At 76.6% G+C, this 21,320-nt stretch carries 20 protein-coding genes and 1 pseudogene; 13 read left to right on the forward strand and 8 right to left on the reverse strand.

The genetic code is table 11. The features are described from left to right. The first annotated feature begins 117 nt into the window (after positions 1–117). The 8 genes and pseudogenes from ACYVQV_RS10425 to cobA all read left to right on the forward strand — a co-directional run. Positions 118–801 (forward strand): energy-coupling factor ABC transporter permease, encoded by a 684-nt coding sequence (locus tag ACYVQV_RS10425; RefSeq protein WP_461023219.1) that lies wholly within the window; start codon positions 118–120, stop codon positions 799–801. After that, a complete protein-coding gene (locus tag ACYVQV_RS10430) occupies positions 798–1,181 on the forward strand; it encodes an energy-coupling factor ABC transporter substrate-binding protein (protein ID WP_461023220.1) in 384 nt (127 codons plus the stop codon). The genes ACYVQV_RS10425 and ACYVQV_RS10430 overlap by 4 nt, the downstream gene beginning before the upstream one ends. Beyond that, on the forward strand, positions 1,178–1,954 hold the full coding sequence (gene cbiQ / locus ACYVQV_RS10435; protein ID WP_461023221.1) for a cobalt ECF transporter T component CbiQ: 777 nt from the start codon (positions 1,178–1,180) through the stop codon (positions 1,952–1,954). Before ACYVQV_RS10430 ends, cbiQ begins: the two co-directional genes overlap by 4 nt. Next, positions 1,951–2,838 carry an energy-coupling factor ABC transporter ATP-binding protein gene (locus ACYVQV_RS10440; RefSeq protein WP_461023222.1) on the forward strand — a complete coding sequence of 296 codons (888 nt, stop codon included), beginning with the start codon at positions 1,951–1,953 and terminating at the stop codon, positions 2,836–2,838. The genes cbiQ and ACYVQV_RS10440 overlap by 4 nt, the downstream gene beginning before the upstream one ends. 44 nt (positions 2,839–2,882) lie before the next feature. Beyond that, positions 2,883–5,003, forward strand: coding sequence for a VWA domain-containing protein (locus ACYVQV_RS10445; RefSeq protein WP_461023313.1), 2,121 nt, complete (start codon positions 2,883–2,885; stop codon positions 5,001–5,003). Continuing rightward, a complete protein-coding gene (gene cobO, locus ACYVQV_RS10450) occupies positions 5,003–5,617 on the forward strand; it encodes a cob(I)yrinic acid a,c-diamide adenosyltransferase (RefSeq protein ID WP_461023223.1) in 615 nt (204 codons plus the stop codon). The genes ACYVQV_RS10445 and cobO overlap by 1 nt, the downstream gene beginning before the upstream one ends. Further along, complete coding sequence (locus ACYVQV_RS10455) at positions 5,614–7,089, forward strand: cobyrinate a,c-diamide synthase (RefSeq protein WP_461023224.1); 1,476 nt, start codon at positions 5,614–5,616, stop codon at positions 7,087–7,089. The genes cobO and ACYVQV_RS10455 overlap by 4 nt, the downstream gene beginning before the upstream one ends. Next, a pseudogene (gene cobA, locus ACYVQV_RS10460) lies at positions 7,080–7,859 on the forward strand (uroporphyrinogen-III C-methyltransferase); the annotation flags it as partial. The gene ACYVQV_RS10455 and the pseudogene cobA, both read left to right, overlap by 10 nt. A gap of 109 nt (positions 7,860–7,968) precedes the next feature. Here the strand turns inward: cobA and ACYVQV_RS10465 are convergent. Both ACYVQV_RS10465 and ACYVQV_RS10470 read right to left on the reverse strand, forming a co-directional pair. Beyond that, positions 7,969–8,358, reverse strand: coding sequence for a four-helix bundle copper-binding protein (locus ACYVQV_RS10465; RefSeq protein WP_461023314.1), 390 nt, complete (start codon positions 8,356–8,358; stop codon positions 7,969–7,971). 145 nt (positions 8,359–8,503) lie between these two features. After that, the gene (locus ACYVQV_RS10470) at positions 8,504–9,217 is read right to left on the reverse strand and encodes a TetR/AcrR family transcriptional regulator (protein WP_461023225.1); all 714 of its coding nucleotides are present in this window, start codon (positions 9,215–9,217) and stop codon (positions 8,504–8,506) included. Positions 9,218–9,347: 130 nt separating this feature from the next. Here ACYVQV_RS10470 and ACYVQV_RS10475 point away from each other — a divergent pair, with 130 nt between their 5' ends. From ACYVQV_RS10475 to ACYVQV_RS10485, 3 genes are all read left to right on the forward strand, one after another. Beyond that, positions 9,348–9,800, forward strand: coding sequence for a nitroreductase/quinone reductase family protein (locus ACYVQV_RS10475; RefSeq protein ID WP_461023226.1), 453 nt, complete (start codon positions 9,348–9,350; stop codon positions 9,798–9,800). Positions 9,801–9,920: 120 nt separating this feature from the next. Then, on the forward strand, positions 9,921–10,403 hold the full coding sequence (locus tag ACYVQV_RS10480) for a 2TM domain-containing protein (RefSeq protein ID WP_461023227.1): 483 nt from the start codon (positions 9,921–9,923) through the stop codon (positions 10,401–10,403). 112 nt (positions 10,404–10,515) lie between these two features. Beyond that, complete coding sequence (locus tag ACYVQV_RS10485; RefSeq protein ID WP_461023315.1) at positions 10,516–11,073, forward strand: sugar O-acetyltransferase; 558 nt, start codon at positions 10,516–10,518, stop codon at positions 11,071–11,073. A gap of 4 nt (positions 11,074–11,077) precedes the next feature. On the opposite strand, the gene ACYVQV_RS10490 is transcribed toward ACYVQV_RS10485, so the two are convergent. The 5 genes from ACYVQV_RS10490 to ACYVQV_RS10510 all read right to left on the reverse strand — a co-directional run bounded on the left by ACYVQV_RS10490 (position 11,078) and on the right by ACYVQV_RS10510 (position 16,414). Further along, positions 11,078–12,124, reverse strand: coding sequence for a hemolysin family protein (locus ACYVQV_RS10490; RefSeq protein ID WP_461023228.1), 1,047 nt, complete (start codon positions 12,122–12,124; stop codon positions 11,078–11,080). After that, positions 12,121–13,575 (reverse strand): hemolysin family protein, encoded by a 1,455-nt coding sequence (locus tag ACYVQV_RS10495; protein ID WP_461023229.1) that lies wholly within the window; start codon positions 13,573–13,575, stop codon positions 12,121–12,123. The genes ACYVQV_RS10490 and ACYVQV_RS10495 overlap by 4 nt, the downstream gene beginning before the upstream one ends. Positions 13,576–13,734: 159 nt before the next feature. Then, entirely contained in the window at positions 13,735–14,613 is an 879-nt protein-coding gene (locus ACYVQV_RS10500) for a potassium channel family protein (protein ID WP_461023230.1), read from the reverse strand. After that, entirely contained in the window at positions 14,610–15,863 is a 1,254-nt protein-coding gene (locus ACYVQV_RS10505) for a cation:proton antiporter domain-containing protein (RefSeq protein WP_461023231.1), read from the reverse strand. Before ACYVQV_RS10505 ends, ACYVQV_RS10500 begins: the two co-directional genes overlap by 4 nt. 8 nt (positions 15,864–15,871) lie before the next feature. Then, on the reverse strand, positions 15,872–16,414 hold the full coding sequence (locus tag ACYVQV_RS10510; protein WP_461023232.1) for a DUF421 domain-containing protein: 543 nt from the start codon (positions 16,412–16,414) through the stop codon (positions 15,872–15,874). Between the two features lie 80 nt (positions 16,415–16,494). Between ACYVQV_RS10510 and ACYVQV_RS10515 the strand changes: the two genes are divergently transcribed. Next, positions 16,495–17,820, forward strand: a complete 1,326-nt coding sequence (locus tag ACYVQV_RS10515; protein WP_461023233.1) for a DUF2254 domain-containing protein — start codon at positions 16,495–16,497, stop codon at positions 17,818–17,820. A gap of 7 nt (positions 17,821–17,827) precedes the next feature. Here ACYVQV_RS10515 and ACYVQV_RS10520 read toward each other — a convergent pair whose 3' ends face one another. Continuing rightward, positions 17,828–18,562 (reverse strand): siderophore-interacting protein, encoded by a 735-nt coding sequence (locus ACYVQV_RS10520; RefSeq protein ID WP_461023234.1) that lies wholly within the window; start codon positions 18,560–18,562, stop codon positions 17,828–17,830. Between the two features lie 95 nt (positions 18,563–18,657). On the opposite strand from ACYVQV_RS10520, the gene ACYVQV_RS10525 reads away from it, so the two are divergent. Beyond that, the gene (locus tag ACYVQV_RS10525) at positions 18,658–21,315 is read left to right on the forward strand and encodes a GNAT family N-acetyltransferase (RefSeq protein WP_461023235.1); all 2,658 of its coding nucleotides are present in this window, start codon (positions 18,658–18,660) and stop codon (positions 21,313–21,315) included. Positions 21,316–21,320 lie beyond the last annotated feature (5 nt).

Below are 21,320 nucleotides of genomic sequence, written 5' to 3' on the forward strand. Positions count from 1 at the left end.
GAACCCGCAGCACGAGAGGAGCCGCCATGCGGCCTGTCCTCGGCGTCCCCCGGACGTCGTCCCCGCCCCCACCTGCCCCGGCCCGCGCGGCCGCGCGCAGCACGCAGGGGGTGGCCCGTGCACATCGCTGAGGGCTTTCTGCCGCCGCTGCACGCCGCCGCCTGGACCGTCGCCGCGGCCCCGTTCGTCGTCCACGGGGCCCGGGCCGTCACCCGCACCGTGCGCGACAACCCGCAGGACCGGCTCCTCCTCGGCGCCGCCGGGGCGTTCACGTTCGTCCTGTCCGCGGTCAAGCTGCCGTCGGTCACCGGCTCGTCGAGCCACCCGACCGGCACCGGGCTCGGCGCGGTCCTGCTGCGCCCGCCCGTGATGGCGCTGCTGGGGACGGTCGTGCTCGTGTTCCAGGCGCTGCTGCTCGCCCACGGCGGGCTGACCACCCTCGGCGCCAACGCGTTCTCGTTCGCCGTCGTCGGCCCGTGGGTCGCCTGGTGGACCTTCCGCGGGCTCCAGCGCACCGGTGCCCGGCTCGAGGTCGGCGTGTTCACCGCCGCCGCGCTGGCGAACCTCGCGACGTACCTGACGACGTCCGTGCAGCTCGCCCTGGCCTTCCCCGACCCCTCCAGCGGGTTCGTCGGCGCGCTGGCGACGTTCCTCGGGGTGTTCGGCCTGACGCAGGTGCCGCTGGCCGTCGTCGAGGGCGCCCTCGCCGTACTGGTGGTACGCGCCCTGACCAGCGTCGCCGGCGCCGACCTGCTGCGCCTCGGCGTGCTGCGTCGCACCCCGGAGGTGACGGCACCGTGAGCCCCCGCCCCTTCCCTGCCGCGGACCGAGGCCGCCCTCGGTGGCGCCGGCACGTCACCACGGCCGCGCTGCTCGCCGTGGTCGTGGCCGCGTTCGCGCTGAGCCTGCTGCTCGCCCCGGCCCCCGACGGTGACGCGGAGGCCTTCGTCGGGGCCGACGCGACGGCCACCGCGACCGTCGAGGAGTCCCACCCGGACTACACCCCCTGGTTCGAGCCGCTGTTCGCGCCGTCCTCCGGCGAGGTCGAGTCCGGGTTGTTCGCGCTGCAGGCCGGGGTCGGCGGCGTCGCGCTCGGGTTCGTGCTGGGCCGGCTCCGGTCCGGGCGGGCCCACCCGGTCAACCCGGCCCCCGCCGGGCCCCCACCCGCGGACGCCACGTGACGGCCGGCCCCGCGGTCGACGTCGCCGCGTGGGCCGGTCCCTGGCGCCACCGCTCTCCCGCCGACAAGCTGCTGCTGTGCGGTGGCGGCGTGGTCGCCGTGACCGTCCTGCCGCCGCTGCCGACTGTCCCCGTCGTGCTCGTCGCGGCCCTCGTGCTGGCGCTCGGACCGGCCCGCGTCCCACCCGCCACCCTCGGGCGGGCGCTGGCGGCACCGGCCGTGTTCCTGCTGACCGCGGCGCTGCCGCTGCTCCTGGACGCGCGCTGGGACGGCGGCCCGGCGTTCGCGGTCACCGCCGAGACCGTCGCGCGGACCGCCGAGGTGCTGGGCCGGTCCGCGGCGGCCACCGCCGCGGTGCTCCTGCTGGCCTGCACGACCCCGATGAGCGACCTGCTGCCCCGCCTGCGCCGCGTCGGCGCCCCTCAGGCGGTCGTGGACGTCGCGGCCCTGGTGTACCGGATGCTGTTCGAGCTGCTGGACGCCGTCGCGACGGTCCGGGCCGCGCGCGCGGCCCGGCTGGCACCCACCGGCGCCCGGGCACTGACCCGCGACGCCGCCGCCGTGGTCGTGGCCGTGCTGCTGCGGGCGTGGACGCGGGCCCAGCGGCTCGAGGAGGGGCTGGCCGGCCGGGGCGGCCCGTCGCTCGTGGTGCTGCCGGAGGACCGCCCGTCCTCGCGCCGGTTCGTGGTGGCCAGCCTCGGCGGGCTGGCGGCCCTCACCGCGTCCGCGCTGGTGCTGGCACACGCCGGCGCGACCACGGGGAGCCGCTGGTGAGCCACCGCCAACTCGCCGCCGACGACCTGCACGTCGGCTACCCCGGCTCCGCCGAGGTGCTGCGGGGCGCGACGCTGACCCTCGCCCCGGGCCGGCGCACCGCCGTCCTCGGCGGCAACGGCAGCGGCAAGACGACGCTGCTGCGCTGCCTGTCCGGTGCGCTGCGGCCCCGGACCGGTCGCGTGCTCCTCGACGGCGTGCCGCTGCGCTACGACCGCGCGGGCCTCCGACGTCACCGTCAGGCGGTGCAGCTCGTGCTGCAGGACCCCGACGACCAGCTGTTCTCCGCCTCGGTGCACCAGGACGTGTCGTTCGGGCCGATGAACCTCGACCTGCCGGAGGCCGAGGTCCGCTCCCGCGTCGCGGAGGCGCTCGGGCTGCTGTCCGTCGGCCACCTCGCCGACCGGCCGGTGCACCGGCTGTCCCACGGTGAGCGTCAGCGGGTCGCCGTGGCCGGTGCGCTCGCGATGCGCCCGTGCGTGCTGCTGCTCGACGAGCCGACGTCCGGCCTGGACCCCGCCGCGACCGTCGAGCTCCTCGCCGCGCTGGAGCGGCTGGAGTCCCACGGCACCCGCGTCGTGCTGTCCACCCACGACGTCGACCTGGCCCTGGCCTGGGCGGACGACGTGGCCGTCGTCACCGGCGGACGGGTCGTGCAGGGAGCGGCCGAGCTGCTGCTCGGGGACGCCGACCTGCTCGCCGCCTGCCGGCTCACCACACCCTTGCTGCTGCGCCTGGCCGACGGGCTGGCACGCCGCGGGTGGATCGCCGCGGACGCCGCCGTGCCGCGGCGGGTGGACGACCTGCTCGCCGCGCTCGCCCCAGCCGCCGGCGCACCCCCGCCCCTCGCCCGCACACCCGACACCGACCTCCAGGAGAGCTGACCGTGCCCCACCGCTCCCCCTACCCGTTCGCCGCGGTCGTCGGGATGGACGACCTGCGTCTCGCCCTGTTGCTGGCAGCCGTCAGCCCCTCCGTCGGCGGGGTGCTCGTGCGCGGCGAGAAGGGCACCGCGAAGACCACCGCGGTGCGCGGGCTGACCGCGCTGCTGCCGGCGGTCGACGTCGTCGCCGGCTGCCGGTTCAGCTGCGACCCGGCCCACCCCGACCCCGGGTGCCCCGACGGCCCGCACGACGAGCCCGCCGCGGTCACCCGTCGCGCCCGCCTCGTCGAGCTGCCCGTCGGCGCCGCCGAGGACCGGCTGCTCGGCTCCCTCCACCTCGAGCGCGCCCTCACCGAGGGCGTCACGGCGTACGAGCCCGGGCTGCTCGCCCAGTCCCACCGAGGCGTGCTGTACGTGGACGAGGTGAACCTGCTGCACGACCACCTCGTCGACGTGCTGCTCGACGCCGCCGCCACCGGCCGGGCCGTGGTCGAGCGGGACCAGGTGTCCGTCGAGCACGCGGCGCGCTTCCTCCTCGTCGGGACGATGAACCCGGAGGAGGGCGAGCTGCGACCGCAGCTGCTGGACCGGTTCGGCCTCACCGTCGAGGTCGCCGCCAGCCGGGAGCCGCGCACGCGGGCCGAGGTCGTGCGCCGGGGGCTCGCGTTCGAGACCGACCCCGCCGGGTTCTGCGAGCGGTGGGCGGCGGAGCAGGCCGACCTCGCGGCCCGGGTCCGCGCGGCCCGTGCCCTGCTGCCGGACGTCGTCCTGGGCGACGAGGTGCTGGAGCAGGTCGCGCACGTCTGCGCGGCGTTCGACGTGGACGGGATGCGCGCCGACCTCGTCACCGCCCGCGCCGCGCGCGCCCACGCCGCCTGGAACGGGCGGCGGGAGGTCACCGTCGCCGACGTCCGCGCCGCCGCCCGGTTCACCCTGCCGCACCGCCGCCGCCGGACGCCGTTCGACGCGCCCGGCCTGGACGAGGACCGGCTCGACGAGGTGCTGCCCGACGACGCGCAGGGCGCCGGCCCGGACGACGCGGGCGACGACACCGGTCCGGACCACGACGGTCCGCAGGACGGCGGCGGCCCCGGTGGCCCCGACGGCGGCCCCGACGGCGGCCCCGGGTGGCCCGATGACGGTCCCGGTGGTGACGACGGCGCGGACGGCGGCGCGAGCCTCGCGCCGCCGGTGCACGGCGACCTCCGCGACGGGTCGGACGGCGACGGCACCACCGGCGACTCGGGGCAGCCCTCGCACGCGACGGACCCCGAGCCCCCGGCACGGGCACCGGCACCGGCACCGCGGCGCCGCACCGACGAGCCGCAGCCGTTTCGGGCGAGGACCCTCACGGTCGAGGGCGTCGGGCGGGGTGCCGCCGGTCGACGCTCCCGCGCCACCGGCACCAGCACCGGCCGGGTCGTGCGGCACCGTCGGCTGCGCGCCGGCGAGCGGACCGCACCGGACCTCGTCGGGACCCTGCGTGCCGCGGCACCGCACCAGGCCGCGCGGTGCCGACGGCCCGGCGGCCCCACCGGCCGGGTCGTCCTGTCGCGCGACGACCTGCGGGTGGCGGTGCGCGAGGGCCGGGAGGGCAACCTCGTGCTGTTCTGCGTCGACGCGTCCGGGTCGATGGCCGCGCGCCGACGCACCCGCGAGGTGGCGTCCGCCGTCCTGTCGCTGCTCGCCGACGCCTACCAGCGTCGCGACACGGTGGGCCTGGTGACGTTCCGCGGGACCGGTGCGCAGCTCATCGTCCCCCCGACCTCCAGCGTCGACGTCGCCGCCCGCCGGCTGGAGGACCTCGCCACGGGCGGTCGGACACCGCTCGCGGAGGGCCTGGACGAGGCGCTCGGCACGGTCCTGACCCGGCGCCGGCGCGAACCCGACCGCCGGGCCCTCGTCGTCGTCGTCACCGACGGCCGGGCCACCAGCGGCCGGGACGCCCTGGTCCGCTCCCACGAGGCGGCGGCCCGGCTGCGAGCCGCCGACGTCGCCTGCGTCGTCGTCGACTGCGAGGCCGCCGGCGGCCTGCGGCTCGGACTCGCCCGCGAGCTCGCCGTCCACCTCGGCGCGGAGCACCTGCCGCTCGGCGAGGTGGCCGCCGACGCGCTGACCGCGACCGTGCGCGACCGCACCCGCGACGCCCGGACGGGGGTGGCCTGATGCCGCAGGGTGTCCCGGTGAGCGTCCCGGACGACGGTCTCACCACGCGCCAGCGTCGCAACCGGCCGCTGCTCGTCGTCCACACCGGCGAGAACAAGGGCAAGTCCACGGCCGCGTTCGGCACCGCGCTGCGCGCCTGGAACCAGGGGTGGAGCGTCGCGGTGTTCCAGTTCGTGAAGTCCGCCCGGTGGAAGGTCGGCGAGGAGAACGCGTTCCGGGCGCTGGGCCGCCTGCACGAGCAGACCGGTGAGGGCGGTCCCGTGGAGTGGCACAAGATGGGCGAGGGCTGGTCCTGGGCGCGCAAGCACGGCACCGAGGCCGACCACGCCGCGGACGCCCGCGAGGGGTGGCGCGAGATCCGCCGCCGGATCGAGGCCGACGCCCACGACCTGTACGTGCTCGACGAGTTCACCTACCCCCTGACGTGGGGATGGGTCGACGTCGACGAGGTGGTGGACGTGCTGACCCGCCGACCCGGGCGCCAGCACGTGCTCGTCACCGGCCGGGACGCCCCGCCGGCGCTCGTCGACGCCGCCGACCTCGTCACGGAGATGGTCAAGGTCAAGCACCCGATGGACCGCGGGCAGAAGGGCCAGCGGGGGATCGAGTGGTGACGAGCACCTCCTCGGCCGCCGAGCCCACGCCCGCGCCGACCAGCGCACGCACACCCCTGCCCCGGGTCGTCGTCGCGGCCGCCGCCTCGGGCAGCGGCAAGACGACCGTGGCGACCGGCCTGATGGCCGCGCTGCGCGGGCGCGGACTGCAGGTGAGCCCGCACAAGGTCGGGCCCGACTACATCGACCCCGGCTGGCACGCCGTCGCGACCGGACGGCCGGGCCGCTCCCTCGACCCGGTGCTCCAGGGCCCCGGGCGCGTGGTCCCGTTGCTGCTGCACGGCGCGTCGACGCCGCGGCCGGCGGACGTCGCCGTCCTGGAGGGCGTCATGGGCCTGTTCGACGGAGCGACCGGCCGGGACGGCGAGGGCTCGACCGCGCACGTCGCGCGCCTGACGTCCTCCCCCGTGGTGCTGGTCGTCGACGCCGCCCGGGCCGCCCGCAGCGTCGGGGCGCTCGTGCACGGGTTCACGACCTTCGAGCCCGGCACGCGCGTCGCGGCCGTCGTCCTCAACCGGGTCGGCTCGGCCCGGCACGAGGCGGAGCTGCGCCGGGCCGTCGAGTCCGCCGGGGTGCCGGTCGTCGGCGCGCTGCGCCGCGACGAGCGGGTGCAGGTCCCGTCCCGGCACCTCGGGCTCGTGACCGCCGCCGAGCAGGACCGCGCAGCCGAGCACGTGGCCGCGATGGCCGAGCTCGTCGAGAGCGGCGTCGACGTGGCCGCGGTGCTCGACGTCGCCCGCGGGGCGCCGGACCTCGCCGGTGCGCCCTGGGACCCGCACGAGGAGCCCCCCGGGTGCGACCCGGCACGGGACCGCAGCCGGACCGCACGGCCCGTGGTCGCCGTCCTCACCGGCCCGGCGTTCACGTTCGCCTACCCCGAGCACACCGAGCTCCTGCACGCCGCGGGGGCGGACGTCGTCCACGTCGACCCGTTGCGGGACGCGGTGCTGCCCGCGGGGGTCGCGGGCCTCGTCATCGGCGGCGGCTTCCCGGAGGTGCACGCCGAGGCGCTGTCCGCCAACGCCTCCCTGCGGGCGGCGGTCGCCGAGGCGGTGCGGGACGGCGTCCCGACCGTCGCCGAGTGCGCGGGCCTGCTGTACCTGGCGCGGTCGCTGGACGGCCACCCGATGTGCGGGGCGCTGCCCGTCGAGGCGCGGATGACGGGGCGGCTGACCCTCGGCTACCGGGACGCCGTCGCGCTCGGGGACTCGCCCCTGCTGCTGGCCGGCGCTCGCGTGACCGGGCACGAGTTCCACCGCACGGCGTGCGACCCGCCCGCCGGGTGGGGGCAGGTCACCGGACCGGCCTGGCGCTGGGCGGTCGACGGTGTGGTGGCGGCCCCGGAGGGCTTCGCCGGGGCGACCCTGCACGCCTCGTACCTGCACCTGCACTGGGCCGGGCGCCCGCAGGCAGCGCACCGGTTCGTGGACCGGGCGAGGGCGCACCGCAGCCGCCTGGCGGTGACCCGGTGAGCGCGCCTTCGCGCGGGCGCGTCGTCCTGGTGGGTGGTGGCCCGGGCGCGGCGGACCTGCTGACCGTCCGTGCCGTCCGCGCGCTGCAGTCCGCGGACGTCGTGGTGACCGACCGGCTCGGGCCCGTCGACGCCCTGGCCGAGCTGTGCCCCGGGACCGAGGTGGTCGACGTCGCCAAGGTGCCACGCGGTCCGGCCACCCCGCAGGAGGCGATCAACGAGCTGCTCGTGCGGCGCGCCCTGGCGGGCGAGGTGGTCGTGCGCCTGAAGGGTGGCGACCCGTTCGTGTTCGGCCGGGGGATGGAGGAGGTGCTGGCGTGCCGGGCAGCCGGGGTGCCGGTCGAGGTCGTCCCGGGGGTGACCAGCGCGGTCGCCGCGCCGTCGGCGGCGGGGGTGCCGGTCACCCACCGCGGCCTGGCCCAGGGGTTCAGCGTCGTCTCGGGGCACCTGCCGCCCGGTCACCCCGGCTCGACGGTGGACTGGGCGGCCCTGGCACGGTCGGGGACGACGCTGGTGCTGCTGATGGCCGTCGAGAACCTGGCCGCCATCTGCGCCGCCCTCCAGGCGGCCGGGATGCCCGGGTGCACACCGGTGGCGTGCGTGCAGGACGCCGGCTCCGGGGCGCAGCGCACCCTCACCACGGACCTGGCGGGCGTCGCCTCGGTTGCGGCCGGTGCTGGGCTGCGACCACCGGCCGTGACCGTCGTCGGTGACGTCGCCGCCTTCGCCGCCACCCACCCCCTGCTCGCCGCAGCGGGCTCTGCTCGCTGAAACGGGCCGACACGCCGCCCACCACCCCGCTGCGGTGAGCAGACCCCGCTGTGGTGAGCAAAGGGCGCGGACGGCAAGGGGCGGTGGGCGAGGGCCGGGGGTGAGGAGGTCAGGAGGGCAGGGCGGCGAGCAGGTCGCGGCACGCCTGCTCGCACCGGCGGCACGCCTCGGCGCAGACCCGGCAGTGGTCGTGCATCTCGGCGTGCGAGGCGCACTCGGCCCCGCAGGAGGCGCAGGCCGTCGCGCAGGCCTCGAGGAGCGCGCGCACGAGACCGGCGTCCGGCTGCGTCTGCCGGGACAGCAAGCGGGCGGTCGCGTCGCACACGTCCGCGCAGTCGAGGTCGGTGCGGATGCACTGCCGCAGGTCCGCGACCATCTCCTCGGCCAGGCACGCGTCCGCGCAGGCGCTGCACGTGTGGGCGCACTCCAGGCACGCCTCGACGCAGCGGACGAGGGCGTCGCGGTCGACCCACGCGTCCGAGGGGTGGGTGGCCAGCATGTCGCCGACGGTGCTCACGGTGTCCTCCTCCTCCGGGCACGCCGCGGTGCCCGGGCTGGTCGGTCGTCCGTTCCCTCCCCGTCCTACCGCGACGTGCGCCGGCTCGCACGTCAACGGCCGTGCCGGCGACGCGCACGCGCGACCCTCACCGGCGGCCGGGTGGCAGGCCGACCTGGTCGGCCGCGGAGTGCACCACGTGCCCGACGAACGCGTCCGCCGGGTCGGCGCTGCCCACGAGGTGACCGAACAGGTCGGCGCTGACGGTGCCGAGGAGCTGGGTCCACGCGGCGAGCGCACGGGCGCACACCTCCGGGGTGAGGGACGGCGCGAACGTCGCCCCGAAGGAGCGCATCTGCGCCACGAGGGCGGCGTCCATCCCCCGGCGACCGGACGGCGAGGCGCCCGGAGGGTCCAGCACGCCCGCCTCCGCCGCGTCCTCGAGCACGCGCAGGACCAGCCGGGCGACCCGACCGGCGGGCTCGACCGTGGTCCGCGGTGCCCGGTACCCCGGGACGGGTGAGCCGTAGACGAGTGCGTACTCCTGGGGGTGGTCCCGGGCCCACCGCCACAGCGCCGTGCACGCGGCCACCCAGCGGCCGCGGTGGTCGGGACGCGGGACGGCGGCCTCGGCGACCTCGGCGGCGGCGCCGACCTCGTCGTACGCCTGGACGATCAGCGCGGTGAGCAGGTCGTCGCGGCTCGGGACGTACCGGTAGACGGCCGAGGACACCACGCCGATCTCCCGCGCGACGGCCCGCAGGGACAGTTGCTGCGGGCCGACGTCCGCCAGCTGGCGGCGCGCCACGGCGAGGATCTGGGCGGTCATGGCGTCGCGGGCCTGCTCGCGTGCGGTGGGCATGGCTCCAGCCTGCCACGTCCAGAGAGCACCGCACTTTCATGTGAGCACTGCTCTTGCTATTCGGCGTCACAGCGGGCACTCTGGAGCGAGAGCACCGCTCACATTCCACCCCCGCCGTCAGGAGAGACCCGTGGCCAACCCGTCCCGCTACCGACCTCCGACCTCCCGGGCAGAGCGCGCCACCAACGCCGTCGCTCACTGGCTCACCGCCCACGGCATCAGCCTGCTCGGCTCGCGCGTGCTGCGTGTCCGTGGCCGCCGCAGCGGCCAGTGGCGCGAGGTGCCCGTCAACCCGCTGGAGCTGGACGGCGTCCGCTACCTCGTCGCGCCGCGAGGCGTCACGCAGTGGGTCCGCAACCTGCGCGCCGCCGGCGAGGGTGAGCTGGCCCTCGGCCGCCGGGTGGTCCGCTTCACCGCCACCGAGCTGGCGGACGACGCCAAGGTCCCCGTCCTGCGCGCCTACCTGCGCCGCTGGGGCTGGGAGGTGGGCACCTTCTTCGAGGGCGTCCGGCACGACGACCCGGACGACGTCATGCTCGCCGCCGCCCGCCGGCACCCCGTCTTCGTCCTCCACCCGGCCTGACCGGCCGGCGGACCGGGCCCACCTGGCGCCCGGACGGCCCCGACGGTTCGCCACGAACGGCTTCCGGGAGCCGACCCCATCCGACAGGCTGGTGCCGCGAACCGACGAGAGGACCCCACGATGACGCACCCACCCGGACCCACCCCGCCGGGCGACGGGACCGACCCGTCCTGGAGTGGCCAGCCGTCCTGGGGCAGCCGGCCGGCGCCGCCGCCCGGGCACCCCGACCCCACGCACCCCCAGCCGCCGCACCCCGGGCAGCCACCGCACCCTCAACCACCGCACCCCGGGCCCACCGGCGCGCCGCCGCAGCCGCTGTCGGAGCACGACCGGGCGCTGCTGGCCGAGCAGGAGCTGCGCAAGGCGGCCCGCGAGCGGATCGACGAGCGCCGCGGGCTGCAGGCGCACCTGCTCGCCTTCGTGCTGGTCAACGCCTTCCTCGTCGTCATCTGGGCGACGACCGACGGCGGGTTCTTCTGGCCCCTGTTCCCGATCTTCGGGTGGGGCATCGGGCTGGCGTTCCACGTCTGGGGGTACCTGTCCCCCGACCCGACCGAGGCGCAGGTCGACGCCGAGATGGAGCGGATGCGGCGCCGGACCTGACCGGTCCGCGGGCACGGGCACGGGCGGCGCGGGCGCGGGCGTCGGTCGGCCCCGCGTCCGCGCCCGCCCTACCGTGGTCGGCGTGGACCCCTACGCCGACGACGGCCGCAGCATGCGCGAGCGGATGCTCGCCGGTGACCCCTACATCGCCGACGACCCGGAGCTCGCCCGCGCCAGCCTGCGCGCGGCGGACCTGACCGCGGCCTACGACGCGACGTCCGCGCGGGACGCGGTGCGGCGGCGCGAGCTGCTGCTGCAGCTGCTCGGCGCGGTAGGGGTCGGCACGGAGATCCGCCCTCCCCTGCGGGTCGACTACGGCTCGCACCTGCGCGTCGGCGCCAGGTGCTTCGTCAACTACGGCCTCGTGGCGCTGGACGTCGCGCCGATCACCATCGGGGACGACGTCCAGATCGGCCCGAACGTGCAGCTCCTGACCCCGACGCACCCGGTCGAGCCGGGCCCGCGCCGGGCGAAGTGGGAGGCGGCGGAGCCGATCACCATCGGGGACAACGTGTGGCTCGGCGGCGGTGTCATCGTCCTGCCCGGGGTGACGATCGGCGCGGACACCGTCGTCGGCGCGGGTGCGGTCGTCACCCGCGACCTGCCCGCCGGCGTCGTCGCGGTGGGCAACCCGGCGCGCGTCGTGCGCCGGGTCGACGACGCGACCTGAGGCGCTACCTGGCAGCGGCCTGACCGGCGTCGGCGGCCTCACCGACCAGCTCCTCGATGACGTCCTCGAGCGCCGCCACCCCGACGACGCGTCCCGAGTCGTCGACGACCCGGGCCATGTGGGCCCCCCGGGCCTGCATCCTGCCCAGCGCGTCCCTCATCGGCGTGGCGGTGCCGAGCGTCACCAGCGAGCGCAGCCACTGAGGGTGCACCGGTTCGTCCCGGTGCTCCGCACGCGTCGACAGCACGTCCTTGAGGTGCAGGTAGCCGGCCAGCTCGCCCGCGCCGTCGACGACCGGGAACCGGGAGAAGCCGGTCCTCGCGCACTGCGCCTCCAGCTCCGCGACCGTCACGCCCTCCTCCACGGTGACCAGCCGGTCCACGGGCAGCACCACGGACTCCACCGTCGCGTCGGTGAACTGCAACGCCCCCGTCAGCAGGTCGTGCTCGTCGTCGTCGAGGAGCCCCTCGCGGCGGGACTCGGCGACGAAGCCCGCGACCTCGTCGGCGGTGAAGGTCGACGACACCTCCTCCTGGGGCCGCACCCTGAGCACCCGCAGCGTGGCGTTGGCGACCTGGTTGAGCAGCCAGATCACCGGCTTGAGCACCGTCACGACGCCGTACAGCACGGGTCCGAGCAGCATCGCGGACCGCTCGGGGCCGGCGATGGCGATGTTCTTCGGGACCATCTCGCCGAGCACCATGTGCAGGGTCACGACGACGGCGAGGGCGATCGCGAACGCGATGGGGTGCAGCAGCGTCTCGGGGACGCCGAGGGCCTCGAACCCGGGCTCGACGAGGTGCGCGACGGCGGGCTCGCCGATCGCGCCGAGCCCCAGCGAGCACATGGTGATGCCGAGCTGGGCCCCGGCCATCATGAGCGACACCCGCTCCATGGCCTTGAGGGTCACCCGGGCAGCGCGCGAACCCGCCTCGGCGCGCGGCTCGACCTGGGTGCGTCGGGCGGAGATCAGGGCGAACTCCGCACCGACGAAGAAGGCGTTGCCGGCGAGCAGCGCGATCGCGACGAGGACGGCGGTGAGGTCGCTCACCGGTCCGCCCGCCCGTCGTCGGCACCGTCGGTACCGCCTGCGCCGCCGGCTGCTCCGACGGCACTGTCGGCCCCGTCATCCTCCCGGGCGCGGCCGACGTCGGCGGCGCGCGGGTGGCGCCGCAGCCGGAGCCGGTCCACCCGGAACCCGTCCAGTCGCGCCACCTCGAGCGTCACGACGACGCGTGCGGGGACGCCGACCTCGTCGACGTCCGCCAGGTCGCCCGCCTCGAGGTCGACGGTGTCGCCGACGTCCGGCAGCCGGCCGAGGTGCTCGGTGACCAGCCCGCCGAGGGTGTCGCTCTCCTCTGCCTCGGGCAGCCTCAGGCCGGTGATGTCCTCCGCCTCGTCCGGCCGCAGCAGCCCCGACAGCGACCAGCCGCCGTCCGGCAGCTCCCGGACGCGCCCGACGGGCCGGTCCTGCTCGTCCTCGATCTCGCCGACGATCTCCTCGACGAGGTCCTCGAGGGTGACGATGCCGTCGGTGCCGCCGTACTCGTCGACCACGAGCGCCATCTGCGGGCCGGCGGTGCGCAGCACCCCCAGCAGCGGGTCGAGCTCCATGCTGGCGGGGACGGCGGGCAGCTCGTGGACGACGTCGCGCACCCGGCGCGTCGCCCGCTCCTCGTAGGGCACGGCGACCGCGTGCTTGAAGTGCACCATCCCGATGACGTCGTCCACGCCGTCGCCGGTGACCGGGAAGCGGGCGTGGCCGGTGCGCACGGCGAGGTCGACGACGTCCTGCGCGGTGGCGTCGGCGGAGAGGAACCGGACCCGCGGGCGCGGGGTCATCACGTCGGCGGCACGCCGGTCGCCGAACTCGATGGACCGGGTGAGCAGCTCGGCGGTGCCCGGCTCCAACGTGCCCTGCCGGGCGGAGCGGCGGGCCAGCGAGGCCAGCTCCTCGGGGCTGCGAGCGGACGCGAGCTCCTCCTGGGGCTCGACGCCGACCGCGCGCAGGACCGCGTTCGCCATCCCGTTGAGCAGGCGGATCAGCGGGCCGGCGAGGCGGGTGAACCCCCGCTGGAAGCCGGCGACGGCCCGGCCGACCCGCATCGGCTCGGCGATGGCCCAGTTCTTCGGGACCAGCTCGCCGAAGACCATCTGCGCGCCGGTGGCCACGAGGAACGCGATGGTGAACGCGGTCGCGGTCAGCGCGGCGTCCGACAACCCGGTCAGCCCGAGCGGTCCGCGCAGCAGCGCGGCGATCGACGGCTCGGCGACGAACCCGACGACGAGGGAGGTGACGGTGATGCCGAGCTGGGCGCCGGACAGCTGGGTGGACAGCGTCCGCAGGGCCTGCAGGACCCCCTCGGCGCGCCGGTCACCGTCCTGGGCGCGGCGCTCGACGCTGGTGCGGTCGACCGTGACCAGGGAGAACTCCGCGGCGACGAAGAGCGCGTTGGCCGTGATGAGGACGACGACCAGGGCGAGCAGGAGCCACTCGGTCACCGCCCGGCTCCCCACGAGACGGCGCCACGTCGATCACGTGGCCGCGGACGGACGTGGGGGTGCGGATGTGAGCTCGTCATCGTGGCACCAGGGTAGGAGAGACGGCACCGGGCGCGCCCGCCGAGAGCCCGCGACCGGCTCGCCGGTGGGCCGCCCGGGTCAGGACCCGTGAGCCTGCGCGTACCGGTCGAGCACCTCCCGGGTGGACGGGCCGGCGCCCAGGCCGAGCCTCGGGCGCAGGACGTCGGCCAGGTCGTCCAGGACGGCGTCGAGCGCCGCGGCGGCCACCCTGACGTCGTCGCGTCCGGAGCCCTTGCCCGCCTCGGCGAGCCGGGCCAGGACCGGGGCCGCGGCCGGCAGGGAGGACCGCTCGTCCGCGTCGGTGAAGTAGAACGTCTCGCCGTACTGGTCGAGGTCGACGCGGACCTGCGCGACCGCCGCGCCGAGCCGGTCGAGCACCCCGGCGGGGTGGGAGGACCCCAGCGAGACCAGCTGCTCCGGCGCGGTCGTCCGCCCGAGCGCGTGCACGTCCGCGGCGAGGGCGCGACGCCGCCCCAGGGCGGGGTAGAGCTGCAGCACCCAGCTGACGGAGGCCGTGAGCAGGGCGAACCCGGTCAGCGCCTGCAGCGGGAGGGCCGCCCGCAGCCACCCGACCTGCGGGACGACGTCCCCCAGCCCCAGCGTGGCCAGCACCACGGTGGACACGTACACCGAGTCGAGGGCCGCGGACCGGGAGGCGGGGTCCAGCCCCGGCGAATAGGAGAACGCCTGGGGCAGGTGGGGCAGGTACACGAGCGCCCAGCCGAGGACGAGCGACGCGGTCCACGTCGTGATGACGCCGACGACCCCCACCGGGCCGGTCATCGGGCGGGGGACGGCCCGACCGAGGCGGCCCACCCGCCAGGCGCCCGCCATCACCAGGTGGCTGACCCGCCCGTCCGCGCTGGGGTTCCACAGGGTCCTCCCGGCGTCGACGATGGTCGCGACGACGACCAGCGCGCCCGCGGCGGTCACCGCCCAGCCCACGACCTCGCTCACGTGGCCGGCTCCTGGTGCCTGTCGTCCGCCTGCTCCCGGGCGCCGCCCGGACCGCCCGTGGCCCGGCGGTACAGCACCAGGCCGAGCGGCGAGGTCACCGCGTGCACGAGCGTGCTCGCGGCGACGACGGCCGCACCGGCCAGCAGGACCGCGTCGTCGACGGGCAGCCGGTCGGCCTCCATCGACAGGTAGAACAACGCGGACACGCCCATCGGCCCGAACCAGGCCAGGTAGGTGGTCCCGGGCAGCCCCAGGCCCAGCGGACGGTGCAGCGCGAGGATCACCGGCACGCGCCGCAGCAGGAGCACCGCGACGACGAACCCGAGCAGCGGCCACCCGAGGTCGGCCCAGCCGGACCAGGGCAGCGCGGCGCCGAACAGGACGAAGACGGGCAGCACGAGGAACTGGTTGATCGCCTCGTCGACCGGCTGCTCGGCGCCGCGTTCGCTGCCCGTCGACGCCGCGTTGAACGCCAACCCGGCGACGAAGACGGCCAGCACACCGTCGACGTGCAGCAACCCGGACAACCCGAGGACGCCGAGCGCGAGGACGAGCGTGAAGACGAGCGCCGGACCGGACTCGGTGGAACCGTGCTCCTCGCCGGCGCGCAGCGCGCGGCCGCCGACCCAGCCCAGGAGGACACCGACCCCGACGGCACCGAGCACCTGCCACACCGACTCCAGCAGCGCGTCGGTCCCCGTCAGCGGCCCGGCGACCGCGACGGCGGCCAGCACCAGCGGCAGGGCCAGCCCGTCGTTCGCCCCCGACTCCAGCGACAGCACCTGCCGGTCGGCGTCGGGCAGCGTCGCCTCGGCCGGCCCGCCGGTGACCGTGCTGGCCGCGAGCACGGGGTCGGTCGGGGCCAGCGCGGCGCCGACGAGGACGGCTGCGGCGAGACCGAACCCGAGCACCACCGCGGCGAGCACCGAGGTGACCAGCGCCATGACGGGCATGGCGACGAGCAGCAGGAGCGCCACCTGCCGGGTCCGCGGCCGGACGGCGCCGATCGGGTAGCGCAGCGCCACCGCCATCACCGAGACGGCCAGCAGCAGCCGGGTCAGCTCGTGCCCCGTCGTCGTGACCTCGAGCAGACCCGGCACCGGCAGGGCGCCGCTGACGGCCGGACCGAGGACCACCCCGACGAGCAGGCCGATGAGCGGCACGGTGAACGGCGTGCGGCGCAGGCGCTCGGACAGCGCCGCGACGACGACGGCCACGGCCCCGAACGCGGTGAGCAGGACGTCGACCATCCCGACCACTATGCCGACGCGTCGTCCGACCGCACCTCGGCGCCGATCTCCGGCACGTCGGCCAGCGCCGACCTGTTCCCCGCCTGCTCGGACGTCACGATGCTCAGCGTCCCGTCGCTCTCGAGGACGACGGCCGCGACGGACGACAGGTCGCCCGACCCGCTGCCGCGCACGGCTTGGCGCACCTCGGCCTCGGTGACGCGCTGGTCGACCAGGCGCTCGGGCAGCATCCGCCCGTCGACGAGGAGCAGGGTGGGCCGGGAGGTGACCACGGTCCGGCTCGCCGGCCAGTGGCTCGTCGTCCACGCCACCGCCAGCTGCAGCACGGTGAGGAGCACGAGCGCGGCGGCACCCTCGATCCACGCGACGTCCGCGCTGAGCAGGATCGTCGCCAGGGTCGACCCGAGCGCCACGGTGACGACGAGGTCGAAGGCGTTGAGCTTGGCCAGGGTGCGGTTGCCGGTGAGGCGCAGCACGACGACGAGGGTCACGTACGCGACGGCCCCGACGGTCAGCACCCGTCCGACGTCGGACCAGCTGTCGAACCACATGCCCCGGGACGCTACGCGCGACGGTGCCGACTCGCCGGGCGAGCGGGCGGACCCCCGCCGGTCCTGGCACGCTCGACCGCGTGAACGTCCTGCAGCGGCTCCGGGAGCGGTTCTGGTTCGTCCCTGCGGCGCTCTGCCTGGTCGCGGCCGTCCTGGCCGAGCTGCTGGTGGCCGTGGACGAGTCGCTGCGCGGCGTCGTCCTGCCTCGGTGGGTCGACGTCGTGCTGTACCGGGTCGGCGAGAGCGGCAGCCGTGACGTGCTCGGGGCGATCGCGTCGTCGAGCCTGGCGGTGGCGGGCACGACGTTCTCCATCACGATGGCCGTGCTGGCGCTGACCTCGTCGTCGTACGGCCCGCGGCTGGTGCGCAACTTCATGGCCGACCGGGGCAACCAGGTCGTGCTGGGCGTCTACACGGCGACCTTCCTGTACAGCCTGCTGGTGCTGCGGTCCGTGCGGGTCCTGGGCGACCCGGGCGACCAGGACGCGCAGGTGTTCGTCCCGCACCTGGCCGTGAACGTCGCGGTGCTGCTGGCCGTGGCCAACGTCGGGGTGCTCGTCTACTTCATCCACCACATCAGCGACTCGATCCAGGTCTCGACGCTGGCGCGGGAGGTGCGTACCGACCTGCGCAAGGCCGTCGACCTGCTGTACCCGGCGGACATCGGTGACGACGCGGTCGGCCAGGGGCGCGACCCGCACGCGACGCCGCCGGGTGAGGGGGCCCCCGTGACCAGCGGCCGGGCGGGGTACGTCCGGTACGTCGACGAGGACGACCTGATGGCCGCGGCCCGCCGTCACGACGTCGTCGTCGGCCTGCGCGTGCGCCCGGGCCGGTACGTGGTCGACGACACCGTCGTGGCCACCGTCCACCCTGCGAGCCGCCACGGCGAGGACCTGCAGGCGTCGCTGCGGGGGTGCCTGGACGTCGGGGACGCGCGCAGCCCGTACCAGGACGTGGAGTTCGCGGTCCAGCAGCTCACCGAGATGGCGGTGCGCGCGCTGTCCCCGGGGACCAACGACCCGTACACGGCGGTCAACGCGCTCGACGACCTGTCGGCGGGCCTGGCGGTCCTGGTCTCCCGGCGGACGCCGTCACCGGCGCGCTACGACGACGACGGCGCGCTGCGCGTGCACGCCCCGCGGCCCACGCCGGCCGAGCTCGTGACCTCGGTGCTGGACGCCGTCCGCTGGTACGCCCTGTCCTCGCCGTCCGTGGTGCACGCGGCGCTGCGGTTCAGCGAGCGGGTGGGCCGCAACGCCCGCGACGACGAGGTGCGTCGCGCCCTCGCCGAGCAGGTGGAGCTGCTGCGCTCGGCGTTCGCGGGGGCCGGCCACCAGGCCCACGACGTCGCCGGGGTGGACGCGCGGGTGCGCGACGTCCGCTCGGCCCTGCTCGCCGTGTGACGGCGGGTCACCCGGCCTGCCAGTACCCCAGCGCGTCGACCCGCCGCTTGTCGGCGCCGAGGTCCCGGCGCAGCGCCTTGGCCAGGCCCCGGGTCGTGGCCGCCTCGGTGGCCACCCAGAAGTAGTCGCGGGCCGGGTCGACGGAGCCGTCTCGCACGCCGGTCGTGAGCGCCTGCGTGACGGTCTGCAGCAGGTGCGCCCCGCCGTCGCGGCGCGGCACCCAGTGCACCGTCTGACCGGCACCGGCGCGCACCGGCAGGGTGGTGTCGTCGTCGTGGACGTGCTCCAGCCACACGGTCGCCGGGGTGGCGGGCAGCGCGGTGAGCAGGCTGTTCACCGCCGGCAGCGACGCGGGGTCGCCGACCACGTGCAGGTGCCTAGGGGCAGGGTCGGGCAGGTCGAAGCGGCTGCCCTGCACGGTGACGTCGAGGGTGTCCCCCGGCCCGGCCGCCAGGGCCCAGCGGGCGGCGGTGCCGTCGTGCACGGCCACCTCGAACGCGAACCGGCCCGCGACGGGGTCCGGGTCGACGAGCGTGTAGGCGCGCTGGTGCGGACGCCCGTCCCGCTGGAACCAGGCGCGTACCCACATGGTCGGGTGGACCCCGCAGGCCGCGAGCAGCCCGCCGTCCTCCAGGTGGACGCGGTGGTAGTGCTCGGTGACGGCCTCGCTACCGCGCACCGTGAGCGTGAAGTCCTTGCCGCGCATGGCCTTGAGGACCACCGCTTCCCAGCTGCGCTGCACAGCGCCTCCCGTCCGTCGACCCGTCGACCGGGTGGGCACCCGGCACGAGGCGACAACTTAGGGCAGCCTTACCTGTCTGCGCTACAGTCCCCGGCGTGTCGACCTCCTCCACCCCCCCGTCCGCCGGCGTGACCAGGGACGCCGCCGGCGTCCCCACGATCCGAGGCCGCGACCTGGCCGACCTCGCCCGGCTCCAGGGACGCGAGGTGGCCCGCGAGCGCGCCTGGCAGGTCGAGCTCGACCGGCACCGCGCCGAGGGCACCACGGCGACCCTCCTCGGCTCGGCCGGCGTCGAGTGGGACGTGCTGGCGCGCCGCACCCGCCTCGACGACACCGCCCGCCGCGCCTGGCAGGGTCTGGACGACGCCACCCGCGAGTGGCTCGCCGCGTACGTCGACGGCGTCCGGGAGGGTCTGGCCGAGGGTGCCGCCCGGGCGCCGGAGCTGCGGTCGCTCGGCACCGTCCCCGGCACGTGGCGGCCCTGGACCCCGTTGGGGGTCCTGCTCGTCCAGCACGTGCTGTTCGGATCCTGGCCGCACCACCTCTGGCGGGCGCACGTGCGTCACCGGTTGGACGCCGAGGCCGCCGACGCGCTGCTCGGCGCACCCGCACCCGCGGCGTCCGGCAGCAACGCGGTCGCGGTCCACGGGTCGCGCACCGCGAGCGGCGCCCCGCTGCTCGCGGGCGACCCGCACCGGGTGCTCGAGGCACCGAACGTCTACCAGCAGGTGCGGCTGGTGTGCCCCGGCGTCGACGTGGTGGGCCTGACCTTCCCCGGGGTGCCTGGCGTCCAGCACTTCGGGCACACCGGCGACGTCGCGTGGGGGGTGACGAACGCCATGGCCGTCGCGGAGGACCTGCGCCGGGAGCGACTGCGCCGTGACGGCGACCGGTGGCTGGTGCGGACCGCGGAGGGCTGGCAACCGGTGCCGTGGCACGTCGAGACGGTCACGGTCCGCGAGGGCGAGCCCGTCCCCGTCCCGGTGGTGCAGACGCCTCACGGCCCGGTCGTCGTCGACACGGCCACGTTCCTCGACGGGCCGTCCCTGGCCGACACCGCCGACGGCCAGGAGACCGACGTCCTGACGCTGCGCACCCCGACCCGGGTGGACGCCGCCGTCGGGATCGAGGCCGTGCCGCGGCTGCTGCGGGCCAGGACCGTGGACGACGTCCAGGCCGCCCTGCAGGACTGGGTGGAGCCGGTGAACAGCGTGGTCGTCGCCGACACGTCGGGCCGGGTGCGCCGCCTCGTGGCCGGGCGGGTGCCGGTCCGCTCGACGGACACCGCGGGCGAGCCCGCCTGGACCGGCGAGCACCACCCGCTGCGCAGCGAGGACGTCACCGGTCTGGCGGTCTGCGCGAACGACGAGCGGCCGGACGTCGCCGACCTGGGCGACCGCTTCGCTCCCCCGCACCGGGCCCGGCGGCTGCGCGAGCAGCTCGACGGGCGCACCGGGCTGACCGGCGACGACCTGGCCACGGCCCTGCTCGACACCCGCTCGCTGCCCGCCGACACCCTGCTCGCGCTGCTCGAGCGGCACGCCGGGGAGCAGCCCGACGACGCCGCCGCAGCCGTCGCGCGCGAGCTGCTGGCCTGGGACCGCTGCCAGGACGCCGACAGCGAGGCCGCGGGCCGGTACGCCGCGTGGCGGGCCGCGCTCGTCGCCCGGGTCGCCGCCCACCCCCGGCTCGCGGCCGCCGGCGAGCCCACCGGGCTGCCCGCCCTGCTCGGGCCGTGGACGTCGCTGCGCGGGCGGGTGGCCGACGCGCTGCCGCGCCTGCTCTCACCGGGCGGGCTGCTCGCCGACGAGGCGGCCGACCTGGCCCGCGCCGCCCTGGGCGACGTCGCCGCCGTGCCGTCCCGTCCGTGGGGTCGCACCCACGTCGTCTCGCCCGTGCACGGCATGGGCGACCCGGCGCGCGGCGGGTGGGACGTGCCCCCGACCCCGGTGCACGGGGACACCGACTGCGTGCTGGCGGCGGCCAGCGTCCCGGGGGTGGACGACCGCAGCCACCGGGGTCCGGTCGCCCGGTGGGTCTGGGACCTCGCGGACCGCGACGCGTCGCGCTGGGTGGTCCCGCTGGGCGCCAGCGGCGTCCCCGACGACGCCCACGCCCTCGACCAGCTCCCCCTGTGGGCGGCCGGTGGCCTGCTGCCCGTCCCCGGGGACCGGCCCGCCGACCACCGCACGGTCCGCCACGCGACGCACGTGCCCGGCCTGGGGCGGCTCGAGGTCGCGGACGTGCGCCCCCGGGTCGACGGGCCGCTGGTGCACGGGTGGGTGACCCAGCCCCGCGCCCGGTTCTGGCAGATGGGCGACCACACCCCCGAGCAGGTGCAGCACGTCTACGCGTTCGTGGACGCGCTGCCGACCCACCACGCCTACCTGGTGAGCCTGGACGGTGTCCCCGTCGCCCTCGCGCAGACGTACCGCCCCGAGCACGACCCGGTCGGCCGGTGCTACGCCGTCCGCCCGGGCGACCTCGGCGTGCACCTGCTGCTCGCGCCCGCCGAGGGCGACCCGGTCCCCGGCTTCTCTGCCCTGCTGTTCACCGCCCTGCTCGCCTGGGTGCTGTCGGACCCGGCCACCACCCGCGTGGTCGTCGAGCCGGACGCCGGCAACGAGCGCGCCCTGCGGCGGCTGCGCCGGACCGGCTTCGAGGCCGGGCCGCTCGTGGACCTGCCGCACAAGCGGGCGCAGCTGGCGTTCCTGACCAGGGAGGCGGCGCTGCGCCTCGTGGCGGGTGGGTGAGGACG

The sequence above is a fragment of the Thalassiella azotivora genome (genome assembly GCF_054781695.1).

What these genes read in the sequence shown, in the direction of transcription:
- ACYVQV_RS10445 (WP_461023313.1), top strand. Translation starts at nt 2,883, where the DNA reads ATGGACGACCTGCGTCTCGCCCTGTTGCTGGCAGCCGTCAGCCCCTCC.
- cobO (WP_461023223.1), top strand. Translation starts at nt 5,003, where the DNA reads ATGCCGCAGGGTGTCCCGGTGAGCGTCCCGGACGACGGTCTCACCACG.
- ACYVQV_RS10465 (WP_461023314.1), bottom strand. Translation starts at nt 8,358, where the DNA reads ATGCTGGCCACCCACCCCTCGGACGCGTGGGTCGACCGCGACGCCCTC.
- ACYVQV_RS10470 (WP_461023225.1), bottom strand. Translation starts at nt 9,217, where the DNA reads ATGCCCACCGCACGCGAGCAGGCCCGCGACGCCATGACCGCCCAGATC.
- ACYVQV_RS10480 (WP_461023227.1), top strand. Translation starts at nt 9,921, where the DNA reads ATGACGCACCCACCCGGACCCACCCCGCCGGGCGACGGGACCGACCCG.
- ACYVQV_RS10485 (WP_461023315.1), top strand. Translation starts at nt 10,516, where the DNA reads ATGCGCGAGCGGATGCTCGCCGGTGACCCCTACATCGCCGACGACCCG.
- ACYVQV_RS10505 (WP_461023231.1), bottom strand. Translation starts at nt 15,863, where the DNA reads ATGGTCGACGTCCTGCTCACCGCGTTCGGGGCCGTGGCCGTCGTCGTC.
- ACYVQV_RS10510 (WP_461023232.1), bottom strand. Translation starts at nt 16,414, where the DNA reads ATGTGGTTCGACAGCTGGTCCGACGTCGGACGGGTGCTGACCGTCGGG.